Consider the following 14,960-nt stretch of genomic DNA (forward strand, 5'->3'; position numbering starts at 1 on the left):
GTTATTTGAAAGCGAATCACAGTTTTATTTACTGGCACGATCGTGAAATTGATTTATCCCTTAAAGCGAACCATTCTGCTTACCTTGTCCTGTTAATGGTAATTATTATCACTAATGATAGTAACTGAGTGAATAGAAATTTTAATGAAAACGATCGTAACTTTATTGTCAGCGATGCTCCCATATGCTGTAGCCGCTAGTGATTCACAAGTAACCGATTTCATGGAGGCGTTTCATGGATCGCCCGAGGCGGTTATGGATGTTGTTCCTGAAAAAAGTGGCCATGTTATCTTTTCCAAGAATTCTGAATTTATGAGTAGTCACCGAGACTTGATGAGAGAATCCATAATTAGAAGGGGAGAGATAAATTCGGGAATATCAGAATTTTTATTATCACCGATTCAACAAAACGATAACCCTGCTCGTTTAGTTGACTCTGGGAATGGTCTAATTCGCAATTTAAACCAATTGTCTCAAGTGGCTCCAAATCAAACACGACTCGATGTTCAGCCGTGGTCAGATACGTATTGGCCTTTGTATTCTGGTGCACTCGCTTGGCGTTATGCAGATAAGGAACTTAGAGCGAATAATTGGAATGCGTATTTCGATTTTAGTAATACGCAAAAGCCCTTAGCGTTCTATCAGGGTCAAGACCGTGATGACCTGTCGCCAGCAGAAAAGTACGATCTTCTGGTTGGAGATGGGGATTTCACTCTGACTCAACGTTCGTGGGATTCTGGCAAGCGGTATTATGAGTCTCGTGGACATGTGGAGCGTTGGATGGGGCTTTGTCACGGATGGGCCCCCGCAGCATATATGCTTCCACGACCAAAGCAATCGTTGATTGTACCTGACGCAAATGGTGAGCTCCTTACTTTCTACCCGTCAGATATTAAAGCACTCGGGACATTGCTATGGTCTGAAGCGCCGTTTAATTCTCGTTTTATTGGTGGGCGCTGCAACATAAAAGATCCAATGAGAGACGAAAATGGGCGTGTTATTGATCCAAATTGCGCGGATACAAATCCAGCAAGTTGGCATCTATCTATCGTAAATCAATTGGGCATTTCCAAGCGAAGCTTAATCATGGACGCAACCTATGATTATCAAGTTTGGAATCAGCCCGTTGTTGGCTACAAGGTGACCTATTTTAACCCAGAAACGAACCAAACAGCTTCTCAACCATCAGCAGTAACCATTGATTTGCAGGATTACCGTAAAGACAGGTTTTCTAATTACCGCTCTTCAAATGCTCAAAGTGTGGTTGGGGTTCAGATGGTAGTCAGTTATGTGGTTGAGACATCTCCAACTCATAGAGATAGTGATTCGCCTCGTTTCGATGGCATTACCAACGTCACTTATTACTACGATCTGGAACTTGATCAGAATGGCAACGCAATCGGTGGCGAATGGTACCAGAATCGACATCCAGATTTTTTATGGACACCCACTCCTCAAGCGGTGGCTAAGTCTTACTACGATGGCCAAGGTCAGTGGGATATTACACAGCCCGTTCCTCAATCTTGGCAAGATAACGCTCGCAGAGCATCGCGCAGTACTCAACCACTAACATCGGTCGTAAACGCTTTGTTTGAAGCGTCGAGCGGTATTCAGTCCGATGATGAATGGCGAGGTATTGTTACTGATTCAGAAGATGGATTGAAATGTCTGGATGCCGAAGTTGCTGGCTCTAATTCAGGCTTACTCATTTATGGTTGGAGTTGTCACGATGGGGACAATCAAAAGTGGAAAATGAATGTGGATGGAAAGTTGATCAACAAAGCGGCACCGGATATTTGCCTTGACCAAAATGGCATAGATATCAGTTTAGAGGAGTGCCGTAATCACGAGACTCAACAATGGCGTTGGGATAATGGCCAGCTGAAGAATGGTTTGGCGAACTCCCTGAAATGGAATGATCGTACTTGGCTGGTGGGTGCTGATATCAACGGTAGCCAGTGGCGTTGGAAATAAACTGAATTGATGGCCCGCGTTATGCGGGCTTTTTTATTCTATCAACTTGCAGATGTTAATCGGAAGGCGGGGAAAACATCAGTTTGATTTTCTGCATTCGCGAGAGCTGTGTATTCTTGAGGTCTGTCCATATAGCTCTCCACTCTTGAAAGGTCACCGTTATCGGGTTAAAACTGTTTACAGGCTTGGTGACACCGTAACGCACTATTTCGATTTCAGGTTCGAAGGTACCGAATAGCTTATCCCAGATGATAAGAACACCAGCGTAGTTTTTATCTATGTATTGCGGGTTTCTGCCGTGATGTACACGGTGGTGAGAGGGTGTGTTAAAAATGTATTCGAATGGGCCTAGGTTTCTTATCCATTGGGTGTGCACAAAGAACTGTAAACCGAGATTTAAAAGCACCACAAATATCACCCATTTAGGGTCAAAGCCTATGATGACTAAAGGCACCCAAAATAACCACATGCCTGCAAATGGGTACATTAAACTCTGACGGAAAGCCGTACTGAAGTTCATGCTTTCTGAACTATGGTGTGCCACGTGTGCCGCCCACATCCAACGGACTCTATGACTTGCACGGTGGAACCAATAATAGAAAAAATCCTGCAGAACCATCAAAACAATGAAACTCAGTACGCCCATTTCGATATCCATTAAGTGCCAGCCGAATAACCAAAGATACAGCTGAACAATCAGTAATCCGGTTAACAAATCGGAGAGCTGGTGCATACCCGCCAACGTAAAGTTACAGAGCACTTCAGACAATTTATAACTCGAATTGTCGGGTAATCGACCTTGCTTTTGACCAATGAAATACTCGGCCAACATACAGATCATGAACAACGGAGCTAACACAAGCAGTAGCCATTCTGGGTGATTGATCAGTGAGTCGATATCCATTTCCTGTTCCTGTTCCTTTTTTGTTTTTGCTTCGTGACTAGGTGCGCTACCAGCGTGCGAAATGATCTTCGGTAAGACCAAGCACATTCTCTAGCTGATGGATGCTCCCATCGTTGTCTTGAATTGAACCTGAAAAGTGGCCGATGAACTGACGGAAGTTACTTTTAAGTACCCATAAATTGAGCTTTTCACTGCGTTGGTTAATAGGGGTAAACGTCAGGTTGATGCGCCCATCTTGCGATGTGATTGTCCAAGGTTGGTCGATATCATCTCGGTTAAACATAAAGTGCACAGGGTTAAGTAGGTGTCTAGAGCCATCAACCCACAATACGTTCTCACAAGTACCGGTTTCATTCACGCCCGCCGCGAGGTTTAGGCCAATATCTGTGCCATTGGATTGCGTGTTAATGCTTGCCCAGCGCCAACTGGTTTCACGCCTCATGTAGCCCGCTGAAAAGTCATAACTGGCACGAGCTTGTTCGAGATCGAGTGATTCTCCTTTGATTTGGATGTCGCCGCTGATGCGCAAAGCATTGTGCTTTTGGGTGTAAGTCCAACCTGAATAACCGGTTGGGCTGCACATCGCCAAGGGCAAGCTGTCGGCTTCAGGCTGTAAAGCGATATCGGCCTTGATGAGTTTGGTATTCAAGCGAACTTGCCATTGTCCGCCTTCAATCTCAAAGGTAATGCTTTGGCCTGCAATGTTTGTCGTGCCGTCAAATGGTGAAGCGGTAACTTGTTTATAAAACCCTAATGGCCTCAACCAAGATGACTCTTCTAGATGGTTGTTTTCAATATCGTACAGATAACAAAATGCCGAGCCCAAGTAGCGAATATCCGCGATAGCGACACCAATAATGTGTGTGTCGGTGACGATGCTGACAAATTGGAATTGTTTGTAGTGGAAGTGCTTCTGCCAAGAGTTTGCTTTTGAATCCATCGAGTTTCGGTAGTCAAAGCTCTCGATGTTCAGGTGTTTGGGGATGCCATCGAAATGTCCAATGATCGGCTGACCATTAGAATCAATCAAACTGTATGGAGCCGGATTTGTTTTTATCATTGCGATGGTTCACATAAATTTAACAATTAACAGCATTGTGCGACGAGTAACGTAAAATTGGGAGGTCATAATCGGACAAGAGCAGGTTATCAATCACGATTTTGTCAGTGTGGGTTATCGAATCTGTATGGTCATGAGCGTGGGAATAGGCTCAGTATAAGGGGATTTAATTGGAAACTATCGCGGAGTATATGCCAACGGAGCATCGCCACCAATTGGGCACATTGGATGTCGCGTTATTGCTGCATACACTGGCGCAAAGAGGCGTGGATATTGAAGCGCTACTTGCTGGTGCCGGGTTAGAAAGCCTAGATTGGCAAAACCCCAATGGGAAGCTGACTTACGCGGATAAGCTGTCCATCTTCAGTGCGGCCAACCAGAACTTTCCTCACGATGGCTTAGGGCTTTGGTTGGGAGAACACGCGAGTCTGAGCCACTTTGGTGTGTTGGGTTATGCGCTATCGACCAGTCAAAATGTCGGGGAGGCCATCAAGTCGGGCTTCAAGTACCTGCGTTTAAACGGGCCTATTTTCTCGGTTAAATTGTTTCTAGATTCCGAGCAAGCAGTGATTCAGATTGAGAACACCCTGGAAGTGGGCGATCTCCTGCCTTTTTGCAGTGAGTATTTCTTGAGTTCAATCGTCTCTTTGTTCAAAGAACTGACTGGTCATGAGTTGGATATTCACACTTTGGCTTTGCCTTATGCTCGCCCCAATTACGCCAAGCTCTATGACGAGCGTTTCCAGTGTCCGGTGATTTTTGAACAAAGCCATTGTAAACTACGTTTTGATGCCTCGGTTTTGTCGCAAACCTTATTGACTCATGATGCCGCGACACTGAAGCGCTATCTCGCTTCTTGTCAGTCGATAGTGGAGACTCTGGACTCTGAACATCTATTAACGAATCAGATCAAAACGATCTTTTATCAAACCGCAGGTAGCTTTCCGACTATAGAGCAACTCGCACTAGAGTTTGGTTGCAGTTCTCGCACACTCAGACGAGAACTGGTTTCTCATAATTCCAGTTATCAAGCCTTACTTACTGAAGTCCGGGTCGAATTAGCCAAAGAGTTGTTACTCGGCACAGCAATGAGTATCGATGACATCGGTGAAAGGCTAGGGTATAGCGACCCCGCTAATTTTAGACGAGCATTCAAAAGCTGGCTAAATAAAACACCGGCGCAGTTTCGTAAAGGCCTCACTTAATCTGGTTATAACTTTTGTCTCTCTTTATTTCCTGAAGAACTGCTCACGAAATTCAGTTACTTGTTGTTGATAGTAACTGTTCCATTCCTGAGTATCCCAATTGGCATGACTTGCAGAGCGTTGAGAGTCTAAGCTCGATTTTAATTGATCCAGCTGTTCGTGATACGTCATCACAGTCTGCTGTTGTTGCACCACTTGTTGTTCACGCGCGGCGATATTATCGGCCTGTGCTGCATCTAAATATGTCTCTTGAAGTTCAACTTTGATGGTCGCTAGCTCGGCAGAACTGTAGCTGTTTGGCAGCAGTGAGACAGCAAGCTCGTATTTTTGAGCCGGAGTCTCTGCATTTAATGTCCCTGTTTTGTTTGCCCACTCAGCGAGTAAATCTTGGTAGTGTGAGATAAATTCTGTGGGCTCAACTTCCTCAAGCGTGTTTGCTCTGAGCGTAAAGTTCAGATGCGCAAATTGATCGGCAAATAGCTGGTGGGCTAACTCTCCCCAAACCTCTTGTGCAGACTGCTTAAACAGCTCAACACGCGCTTCCAAAGAGTCAACGGACTCAAGTGGAATTGTGCTTTCCATTACTTGCCAATCAGTAGATAGCTTGGGGTAATCACTTAATAGTTCAAACCATTCTATCGGTAATTTAGATTTCAACTGCGCGAGTTGTTCAGTGCAATTGCCCACTTGTTGGCAAAGCGTCCAAAACTTATCGAGTTCATTCAGCAGCGATTTACCTTCAAGTTCAATTAGGTCTTCTGCATATACTTTTCCGTGCAGGTTTTCAGTTTGGACTTGTTTACCTTGCGAAACGGGATTGTCTGAAAAGCTTGCCGTCTTTGATGTGGGACTATTGTCCTCAATTGTTTTAGAAACGTGCTTTTTTGCTTCTGTGTGTTGAACAGAAGATTGCGGTGTTTCAATTGATTTTGATGACCATGAGTAGCCAACAATGCTCGTCACCGCGACGAGCATTAGGATTAATATAACTCGATGCATTATCCGTTCACCGCGCTACTTGATGACAGCACTAACAGGGAAATGGTCTGAAAGGTTGTAGTGCTTCCATAATTCACTGCTGGTAGAGCGAGGAACATCAACGCGGTTATTGTTGTGAGCTTTTTGTGCATACTCTGAACTCACCACCACGTAATCCAAGTATTCGACGTTCTCACCACCCGACATAGGTGCACCCGCAAAGTTATTGATGCGCGGATCAAAAGTTGAAGCGGTATAACCGGAGTAATCAGGCTCGGTGGCTTGCAGGTTGGCGAACATCTGTTGGTAGTCGCTTGGGAACTTCAGCTTGTTCACGTTGAAATCGCCGCTGTAAATCACCGTTTCTGAGGTTGGTATATTCAGTGATTGAGCGAGTTCACGCATCTGTCTAAATTGACGCTGACGATAGTCACGCGCTGTGTCCGTATCGAACGAAGCGGTGTGAGTACCGAACACGTGGTAAGCCTGACCGTTTTTGATGACCTCAGCGTAATTCACCCCTTTGTCAGCGAAACAATCTGTGCCCGTACAATCAGGGAATACGTATTGTGCTTCGTTGACGATAGGATAGCGGCTCACAATGATCACGCCACCGTCGTAGATGTTGATGCCTTCTTTATCGAGCATTTTAGTTTGGTAAGGATACTCTTTTGCCAGTTCACGCAGGAACTCATCTCGTCCGTTGGCAAACACTTCTTGAAGCGCCAATACGTCGTAGCCCTTAACGTATTGAGGGATGAGGTCGTAACGATCACCGATGTGCGAAGCGATAGCGGGTAGAGCCCAAATGTTGTAGGTCATCACTTTCAATATGTTGGCATCTGGCTCTGGTTGCTCATCGATTTTCTCTGGGGTGATGGTATAGTAAATATCATCGTAGCGAGCGGTGTTATCAGCTTTGGAGGCAAGCTCCGTATTCACATCAAAAGCATCGGTTGAATTACGGTGAATATTACGATCATCATGCAGTGTTAAGTCGACGTCTGCTGCGCTCAAACCGTGTTGCAGTGTTGAGTTGTACCAATGTCCTTCCATGATTTGATTAAGTGTGACGCTCTCCCCAATAGAATTTGAGACTACTGTGTCAAACTCGTATGTCTTACCGGACTTCACGCCTGTCCAGCGGTTGAAACTTATCAGCTTTTTGGTTTCCCACGGGCCAATTTGTTCAACATGTTGCTGCCACTCATCACCTAACTGAAGTAGGTCGGTACCAGTATGAATGGTTTGAATCGTCATCACTTGGTTGGTGTTGTTGGTCAGGTACACATCGGTATCTGCAATAGCCGAGGTTGAGATGAATGAAGCTGATACAAGTAATGCACTCAGGCAAGTCCATTGAGTTTTCATTTTCACGTTATCCTTACTGATTGGTTTAAAGAATAACGTAGTAAAGAGTTATGACATTGGAGTTATAACTCTATCAGAATTATCCAAATATTAGATATATGCCATAGTTTTATAAATTCGATTACTCATTGATAATTAACATATTGCTTTGTCGGAATGATAAGTGATACGCGCGCACGCTAACAAACAGAAGAACGATTTGGATTTAAGGCTAAGTCACTAGTGGTGTGTTTTCGTGGAAATCATAGGTCGGGAAATAACCAGAAATGGATGCTGTGAATCACGATAAGGGATAACGCTAACCGCCTTGCTCTATCAGCATAAATTTTGCCATTGTTCAGTAAACAGATTCCTCAAAAACAGGTATGATAGTGTCGTTTTTAATCCTGAACTGGGAAAGTCATGGCAAAGTTAACACTCCAAGAGCAAATGCTTAAAGCTGGCTTGGTAAATGAGAAAAAATTAAAGAAGGCGAAGAAGGGCTCTAAAAAGTCTCGCGTTCAGTCTCGTGAAGCAAAAGCGGCAGCAGAAGAAACTAAACTGGCGCAGCAAGCGAAAGACAAAGAGTTAAACCAACAGTTGAAAGAACAACAGTTGAGCAAAGAAATTAAAGCTCAAGTGAAGCAACTGATTGAGATGAACAAGATCGAACAGAAGAATGGTGAGATCAAATACAACTTCACCGATGGTACGCTAGTTAAATATCTTTACGTAGAAGATCTGACTCAAAAGCAACTCAGTAAAGGTATCTTAAGTATCGCGCGTCAAGGCGAAAGCTATGTTGTTATCCCTACTGCAGTAGCGAACAAGATCGCTATGCGTGACGAAGAATCTATCGTTGATACTCAAGCTTCAAGCTCAGATGAAGTAGACGAAGATGACCCGTACAAAGACTTCGTGATCCCTGATGATCTAATGTGGTAGTCCTCGACTAAACCGCTATCTAATTCGTCAGTTACTTGTGGCGTGAAGAAGTATTAAAAGCCCCAATGCGTCTTGCATCGGGGCTTTTTCAATGTTGGCAACTGCATAGAATTATTTACGGGCTCATCTGAACCGGTCGTGTCTCTATATTTGAGAAATAATTCATTGCCAGTGTCTCACTTACGACCGCTTTACTGGTAGGTAAGTAGGTTACCGACTAAGGCTTTGGCCTGCTAATCGGCAACAATGTCTGCGATGTCGAACGTTGAGTCTTGTTGGTTGTTTTTAAGCTGATGATATTCGAGTTGATATTGCTCATAACCATCAAAATAGCAGTCGCCGATTTCATTGCGTGGGCAAATTTGTACATCGTCTCTTGCGACCAGTTCAGTTGAACAAGATGGGCAGTGTTTCATAGATCCTCCTGATGGAATCCCAGTGTATAACCGGCCCCATTAACTCAAACTTTTGTTTCGTTGTGATTTCATTTTTAAGTCACGCAACGGGTTTATTTGTAATAAACCAGCCCTTTGCTATTGCGGTTAATCACTAACAAAGGGCCAGTTGTATACGACGTTTATTGATGGCAAACTGGCTTTTTAAGCCTTTTTTATTGGATGCTACATATATTGAAGCGAGAGCGACTGCCACCTCCAAGCATTCTTACATTGTCTTTTCTTCCTAGCGATTTCCAGGCCGTGCTTTCTTCTGCGCTGAGGTTTGATGGCTGGTAATCCAAGTTAGCGTATCGCGATACCACTACTTGTTTTTGCATGTTTTCTGAAAGATTGTCGATAATATTGGTTGTTACTTTGCCGTCAGAGTAGGCCATCACTAACACTTCGTCATTGTCTTCCAGTGCCGAGGTTAGGGCTGTTTGGTTGCCTTCGTTGTACTGAACATCTCGATAACCTTGTGTCTCGCCTGTTCTTTGACCGGAAATTGCTCGATACAGCAGGTTCTTTTTCCGTTTCTTTAGCGAGCCCAGTGGCGTTTCATTCGCGGCACTGTATAGGTTGACCACTTTAATGTCGTTCTGAGCTGCGTATTTTAAAATGGAACTTTGGTTACTAAGGCCTCTTCGTGTAAGCGCTGGCGAGTTTTGCAGGCTTTGAGAAAGACGCTGTTCGGTAGCGTCAACGATAACAATCGCTGGCTTGTTCCCTTCACTTAATGACTTTTGGAGTGCTTGTTTAACTTCTATATGAGCTTGCTTTCCTTCTACGGTATCCCATTTAGGGGCATGCTGAGGTGTTGCAGATGGTCTAGTTTCAAGGGCATAGGGTTGATAGTCGTAGTGCTCTTTTGGCCAATAAGTATTGCGCTTCGTTTTTCCTAGATCATCAGCCAAATGAAACTCGCTCACTACTTTTTCATTTTTTAAATACGCCTTAGCCTTTTCTTGTCCCAGTGCTTTCCAATGGAAATACATCTCTTCGCGAAGGTTGATCATTGATTGTCTGGCACTACTGATTTCCGTTACAGGATCTCGCCCATTTTCAGCATTGTTGTAGTGTGTAATTCCTGTCGTTTGGTACTCATAATTCGGAATGACATATTCTGTGATTTGGTTGGTGTCGGGATGTCGATGAGACAAAGGTGTACTGCCTTGTGGAACAGCGCCAGAAGCAAAGTCTCGAGCGTGGATGAGCTCATGTCCTAAAGCGACAGTTTGATCAAATGGTGTGTTCTTTCCTGGAATGTTAACCATTTCTGTGGTGGAGAAGAGTATTGTATTCGATACACCTTTACCATTGAATTGTCGTTGCCATGCCAGTGAAGCTTTTTGTTGATCTTCGAATATCGAAGGTACTGTCTCGAATAGTCGGCCTGGGCCTTCAGGCTCCCTGATCACAGTGACAACAGTGGCCTTTGATTGATCGACTCCAACCGTATGTTCAACTAACGGTTCAACAGCATCATCGGGTGCATTTACTGGTTCGTAGGTCGCGATTTGTCGCAAAATCTCACGCCCTGTTGGCGATAGTTGCAGGTTGCGAATTAACACGCTCATGTCTGCAAGGTAGGCGTCACTCTTGGTTTGCACGTATAGATTTCTGGACATGCGATAGAGGTTTCCATAAGCCGTGGAATTGTATCCTTCGATGACTTTTACGCCGTCTGGATCATCATAAAAGAGTCCAAATTCAGAACCTTTTCCAGCAAATGTACCGCTTGAATTAATGATCAGCAACAAGACCAAGAAGATTCGTGTAATGTTATGTTTCATAGACTTATTCCTCTAGTGCCAATTGGATTTCAATCCAATCTTCTAGCTCTCTAAGCAGCAGATGGTTGATGTGTGGAAGCATAGTAAAGTCATCCTCCTTTACGATGACTCCTAGTTGTGTAACTGCCGTTTGAATATCCCCTTGGCTTAACGTGCTCTTGATAGCGACTAGGTCCGACCAAAGCTGGTGGGTAGAGATCTCCCCAATTTGAAACGCAATGGTGTCTTGATGGTCTTGTGATAGGTAGCTCAGATGAAGAGGTGATAGCGTGCTGTTGAACAGTTGATGTTTACTGTTGGTTGATATATTTGATTCTGACTGTTGATGCTGTGCGATTTGAAGATAGAGAGAAAGATCGCCCAATAAATACTGAAGTTGGTTGGCATTTGTCGCTTTCATAGCCTTTTCCGTTATGTTGTCAATGGCGCTTTGAAAGTTTCGCTCAAAGTTAGTGCCAGGTTGCGACATCACGTTATCGAGTATGTCTGCCATTTGAGGGGCATAAAACCTAAGGTTTGCTGCAGAGTATACGCTTGGGTAGGGTACTGAGTAATTGAGAGAGCGTATGTAAGAAAGGGTAATAGCTATCTTGAATTGAGGCTGAATAAAGTGTTTAAAAATTTCATATTGTTTGATTTGATCTAATACCCCACCACTTGGTCGTTCTGTTAGCAGCAGCTCGTACCAACGGCTAATCTGATACCAACTGTTGCGATTATTGGGGTCAGAGCTGTCAACTCCTTTGCTCTCTAAGTAATCATTGAAAGACGTTTGGTAGGGGAGAGCCTCCTTGTTTGCTAACTTGGACAGGAGCTCTTCAAATAGTTTGTTCGACGACTGGCCTGATATGTAGGCGTTAGCAGTGTTGATTAAGTGAGTTTTAAATAAGCCAGCTTGCCAACCATCAATAACTCTTGATGCAATATACTGTTCGACATTAAGTTCAACCTTTCTTAGCAACACTTCTGATAACTCTGGGTCCTTTTTAGGGTGGTAAGTATCGTATAATGGACCTGAGTCTTTACATGCATCGACAGAAGCTTGAATGCCTCCGGGTACAATGGCGGGAATGCCCCAGCACTCTCTAGCTGGACGCACCTCAAAGGTAGCCGTTTTAAGTTGCTCTTCACTGAGATAATCAAGTCCCCAAACTTCGTTTGCATACTCTCTCAGTCCACTTTGCCTGACTTGAAATTCCAATGTACTTCGGTTGATTTTGCTGTGTGTTATGATCGATGCGACGTGAGGTTTTGACCTTTCTATTAGCCTTTTAACTATGTTCATTCTGTGCGTGGATAGTCGGCGTAAAGCGATTTCAACGAGCTCTCTTTTCTTGCTATGTAATTTTAAAGCGAGCGCGTGGTAGTCATCTTTGTTTAGGTTATTAACTAAATTGCCAATACGTGAGGGCCCTTCAGTGCGAATACAGCGTTCTAGTTCTGTTACAGAGGAGTGAACGTTGTGGCATAGAGGTTGGTGCAGATTTGATTCAGGCGATACATGCGCGATAGATTTCAACATTTCTAAATCAATGCGTGCCATTTGCTTAGAGAGTTGCCTATCGTATGCAGCGGTCAGTCGGCGATATTCTGTGTTAGCTTCAAGAAGTAAGTGGTCGACATACATTTTGGCACTCTGTAATACGTGATTGTCGTATTTGTTAAGTAGAGTAATTGCGTCCTCTTTTTTGTGATGGAAGCGATAAAACTCTGACGAGTGGTCACTAAACACGTAATGTGATTGGCTTTCAAACTCTTCAATTTTTTCTTTCGCTGCGAAGTACTTAATATCATTCGACAATAGGTTTAACTCGTCACCAACGAGAGGAATGATGGAAAAAACAGAAGCGGCTTCATCAAGACGGGTAGAGGATTCCTTAGAGAATGTACTTACCATGTTGTCTAGCCAAAAGCCCACAGCGACCGCATCTCCAACTGGCCCTAAAACTTCCAACGTAGAAGAGCCCGCTTTACCGAGGCGACTGAATAGACTTTGTTCGCTTAGTGGACTTTCAAAAGTTTGAGGGACGCTCGCTAGTGCTTGTTCTGTTTGTGGCCAAGCTGCCGAAAAAGAGTTCGTATGAGCATCTTGCTCGAGTTCGCCTAGTGCAATCCCAAACTGTGGCTCTGAATAAACTTCGTTCCGAGCCCATGACGTTATACGATTCTGGTTAATCGCATCTAATGATTGAGTATCTTGGACGTCGTCACTAAGACAAAATGCGACAGATATGGGGCTATATATAATCGCAGCGAACCGCCATAACGTGTTTTTGTTTTTCATAGTATTTCTTTTTGGATAGTTAGCTGTATCTATCGAGATAGCTTCTCACCAACTGGTACGAGCCTTGTTTGGTTTCTGAGATTCAAGATAGGTTTGGTTGTGTTGATAGAGGTATTACAAAAAAAGCTCACCACCAGAGTGATGAGCTTAGGTAAGGGGGGAGATATGAGTTTGTTTACTGCTGTAAAGGGTTTATCACAAGCTGAGCATCTTCATACCCAAGTCGAGCAAGAGTCGCAGGGTTAAAATCAGTAACCACTTTAATATCACCCGCGTAGTAGGTTGTGTGGTTAGTTAATACCTCTATGACATCAAATGAATTAGCAGCGTGCTCAGCGCCGATATCTATCATTCCAGAATATTGTGACTCCGCACTAAACTGGCCTGAAACATAGGTGTAGAAAGGACGCACACTGGCACCTGCGGCGTACTGCATGCTATTCAAGCCATTGGTGTTGATTGCCCAACTCCAATCCCACCATTTCATCTCTCCAGGAATATAGCGGTGATCCCACTGGTAACGGATATTGGCTTGATCTTCGCTGGTGGCTCCCATGGTGAAGGTGTGTGAGACAGTAGGGCGGTTGGTTGGGTGTGAGCTTAGCGCGTTGCCGCTATAACGAAGGAAACCTGTAAAGTTCACGTCGTAACTCATGTTGGTCTTGATACGGTATGGGTAAGAGATGGTAGAGCGTAAGAACTCGACTTGAAAAGGCAGCACGGAATGAGCAGGGACGGTAATGATGGCTTGTAGATCCGTCGGCTCAAAATGAGCGCCACTATTGGTATCAGAGAAACGTTGGCCTTCTTCTAGCGCGACTCTTACCTCTGTTTTGCCAACTTGTGGCCAGTGAAAGGTTTCATCAATGACGACTGAATCAGCAAGGTCGAAGCGCTGTGTTTTACGCCATTGTGTGGATTGCTGAAAATGAAGGTCAACGATGATTTGTTTAGGCTGATCTCCATCATTGATCGCATAAGCCGAGACGGTTTCAATCAGCTCTTGGTCGGTCTCTGTGATAGAGCCGTGTAAAAACGATGTGTTATCGAGCGTGTAAGCGAAGTTATCTACAGTGATGCTTGCCTTCTCATTACAGCGATCACCGGCACAGCTTCCATCGTTATTGCCTTTAATCTCCCAACCATTGTTAAGCGGTTTAATCGCCATATCTTGACCCACATAACGCGCGCTATCGCCTCCAACCCAAGCGTAACCCAGGTTATGGGCTAAGTAACTCAGTGGTCTGATAAAGTTCGTGTTGTCGCTGACTAAAGCGTTTTGAACATCAAGGTTGTTGTTCGTTTCAATGGCTTGCGCTTCGTAGTATGGCAGGCCTGCGTCTGGGGTGTTGGGGTAGCACCAAGTATTGTCGCTTGGTTGCCCATGTTTGATGAGCCCGTGGTAGCCAGACCCCATGATCACCCAGTCATTTTGAAGGCCAATAATGTCCCATACATTCATGCGAGATAGTAGGGAGGTTTTGTGTTCTTGAGCTTCTGTATTGCTGAGCGGACGATAATCGGAACGGCAGATATCTTCACCGAGGTTATCCAACACGACTTGGTCTGAATAGATTTTGGCATTAACAGAATAAGACGTTAATGATGTGGCAGCGATAAAGAGCGCAGTTTTACTGACGTTGAACATTAATGAGTTCCTAATTGCCATTGTTTGGCTTTTTTATTAGATATTATTTATATGTGTTATTTTGAAGCCGAGGGCTCCTAGCGGCGTGTACTCTGTCATATAAAACGATCGCAAAAATACTGAATTGAATTGAAAAGAAATTCTCTTTAATTTCAGGCTCATTTAATGATTAAAGTATCATTTGATAAAGATTTTTCTCTTTATTCTCTGTCTTTTTTATTGAGCGGTGCGTACTCAGGTACGGGATACCTTTTGAGGTGTGTGTAAAGCTTTCGATGAAATGATGAAAGGTGGCGAGTTCAACAAACAGGTTGATACTGATTGTTTTGCATAGTTGGTAAAGAACATAGACAAAACAGATACAAAAATGCAGCGATAACCC

11 protein-coding genes are annotated in these 14,960 nt (G+C 44.1%); 3 read left to right on the forward strand and 8 right to left on the reverse strand.

What is annotated here, in order from left to right; all coding sequences use genetic code 11:
• Window positions 1-144: 144 nt before the first annotated feature.
• Window positions 145-1,974 carry a ricin-type beta-trefoil lectin domain protein gene (locus tag BCU34_RS05310; RefSeq protein WP_102480600.1) on the forward strand — a complete coding sequence of 610 codons (1,830 nt, stop codon included), beginning with the start codon at window positions 145-147 and terminating at the stop codon, window positions 1,972-1,974.
• Window positions 1,975-2,029: 55 nt separating this feature from the next.
• On the opposite strand, the gene BCU34_RS05315 is transcribed toward BCU34_RS05310, so the two are convergent.
• Both BCU34_RS05315 and BCU34_RS05320 read right to left on the reverse strand, forming a co-directional pair.
• Window positions 2,030-2,878: a sterol desaturase family protein gene (locus BCU34_RS05315; protein ID WP_102480599.1), complete on the reverse strand. Its 849-nt coding sequence runs from the start codon at window positions 2,876-2,878 to the stop codon at window positions 2,030-2,032.
• 46 nt (window positions 2,879-2,924) lie between these two features.
• Window positions 2,925-3,938, reverse strand: coding sequence for a DUF2804 domain-containing protein (locus BCU34_RS05320; RefSeq protein WP_102480598.1), 1,014 nt, complete (start codon window positions 3,936-3,938; stop codon window positions 2,925-2,927).
• Window positions 3,939-4,108: 170 nt separating this feature from the next.
• On the opposite strand from BCU34_RS05320, the gene BCU34_RS05325 reads away from it, so the two are divergent.
• Window positions 4,109-5,143, forward strand: coding sequence for an AraC family transcriptional regulator (locus tag BCU34_RS05325; protein ID WP_102480597.1), 1,035 nt, complete (start codon window positions 4,109-4,111; stop codon window positions 5,141-5,143).
• Window positions 5,144-5,167: 24 nt separating this feature from the next.
• Here the strand turns inward: BCU34_RS05325 and BCU34_RS05330 are convergent, their stop codons facing one another.
• A complete protein-coding gene (locus BCU34_RS05330) occupies window positions 5,168-6,118 on the reverse strand; it encodes a chromosome partitioning protein ParA (protein WP_102480596.1) in 951 nt (316 codons plus the stop codon).
• A gap of 39 nt (window positions 6,119-6,157) precedes the next feature.
• Window positions 6,158-7,492, reverse strand: coding sequence for a sphingomyelin phosphodiesterase (locus BCU34_RS05335; protein WP_102480595.1), 1,335 nt, complete (start codon window positions 7,490-7,492; stop codon window positions 6,158-6,160).
• 402 nt (window positions 7,493-7,894) lie between these two features.
• On the opposite strand from BCU34_RS05335, the gene BCU34_RS05340 reads away from it, so the two are divergent.
• Complete coding sequence (locus BCU34_RS05340) at window positions 7,895-8,416, forward strand: DUF2058 domain-containing protein (protein WP_004734880.1); 522 nt, start codon at window positions 7,895-7,897, stop codon at window positions 8,414-8,416.
• A gap of 233 nt (window positions 8,417-8,649) precedes the next feature.
• On the opposite strand, the gene BCU34_RS05345 is transcribed toward BCU34_RS05340, so the two are convergent.
• From BCU34_RS05345 to BCU34_RS05360, 4 genes are all read right to left on the reverse strand, one after another.
• The gene (locus tag BCU34_RS05345; RefSeq protein WP_017077989.1) at window positions 8,650-8,832 is read right to left on the reverse strand and encodes a hypothetical protein; all 183 of its coding nucleotides are present in this window, start codon (window positions 8,830-8,832) and stop codon (window positions 8,650-8,652) included.
• Window positions 8,833-9,026: 194 nt separating this feature from the next.
• Complete coding sequence (locus BCU34_RS05350) at window positions 9,027-10,646, reverse strand: M91 family zinc metallopeptidase (RefSeq protein ID WP_102480594.1); 1,620 nt, start codon at window positions 10,644-10,646, stop codon at window positions 9,027-9,029.
• Window positions 10,647-10,650: 4 nt separating this feature from the next.
• Window positions 10,651-12,930, reverse strand: coding sequence for a hypothetical protein (locus tag BCU34_RS05355; protein ID WP_102480593.1), 2,280 nt, complete (start codon window positions 12,928-12,930; stop codon window positions 10,651-10,653).
• Window positions 12,931-13,105: 175 nt separating this feature from the next.
• Complete coding sequence (locus BCU34_RS05360) at window positions 13,106-14,578, reverse strand: aerolysin family beta-barrel pore-forming toxin (RefSeq protein WP_102480592.1); 1,473 nt, start codon at window positions 14,576-14,578, stop codon at window positions 13,106-13,108.
• Window positions 14,579-14,960: the final 382 nt, after the last annotated feature.

Origin of the sequence: Vibrio sp. 10N.286.45.E10, from assembly GCF_002874195.2 — a bacterium.
Classification (GTDB): domain Bacteria; phylum Pseudomonadota; class Gammaproteobacteria; order Enterobacterales; family Vibrionaceae; genus Vibrio; species Vibrio crassostreae.

What these genes read in the sequence shown, in the direction of transcription:
- BCU34_RS05340 (WP_004734880.1), top strand. Translation starts at nt 7,895, where the DNA reads ATGGCAAAGTTAACACTCCAAGAGCAAATGCTTAAAGCTGGCTTGGTA.
- BCU34_RS05315 (WP_102480599.1), bottom strand. Translation starts at nt 2,878, where the DNA reads ATGGATATCGACTCACTGATCAATCACCCAGAATGGCTACTGCTTGTG.
- BCU34_RS05355 (WP_102480593.1), bottom strand. Translation starts at nt 12,930, where the DNA reads ATGAAAAACAAAAACACGTTATGGCGGTTCGCTGCGATTATATATAGC.
- BCU34_RS05330 (WP_102480596.1), bottom strand. Translation starts at nt 6,118, where the DNA reads ATGCTCGTCGCGGTGACGAGCATTGTTGGCTACTCATGGTCATCAAAA.
- BCU34_RS05320 (WP_102480598.1), bottom strand. Translation starts at nt 3,938, where the DNA reads ATGATAAAAACAAATCCGGCTCCATACAGTTTGATTGATTCTAATGGT.
- BCU34_RS05345 (WP_017077989.1), bottom strand. Translation starts at nt 8,832, where the DNA reads ATGAAACACTGCCCATCTTGTTCAACTGAACTGGTCGCAAGAGACGAT.
- BCU34_RS05360 (WP_102480592.1), bottom strand. Translation starts at nt 14,578, where the DNA reads ATGTTCAACGTCAGTAAAACTGCGCTCTTTATCGCTGCCACATCATTA.
- BCU34_RS05310 (WP_102480600.1), top strand. Translation starts at nt 145, where the DNA reads ATGAAAACGATCGTAACTTTATTGTCAGCGATGCTCCCATATGCTGTA.
- BCU34_RS05335 (WP_102480595.1), bottom strand. Translation starts at nt 7,492, where the DNA reads ATGAAAACTCAATGGACTTGCCTGAGTGCATTACTTGTATCAGCTTCA.
- BCU34_RS05350 (WP_102480594.1), bottom strand. Translation starts at nt 10,646, where the DNA reads ATGAAACATAACATTACACGAATCTTCTTGGTCTTGTTGCTGATCATT.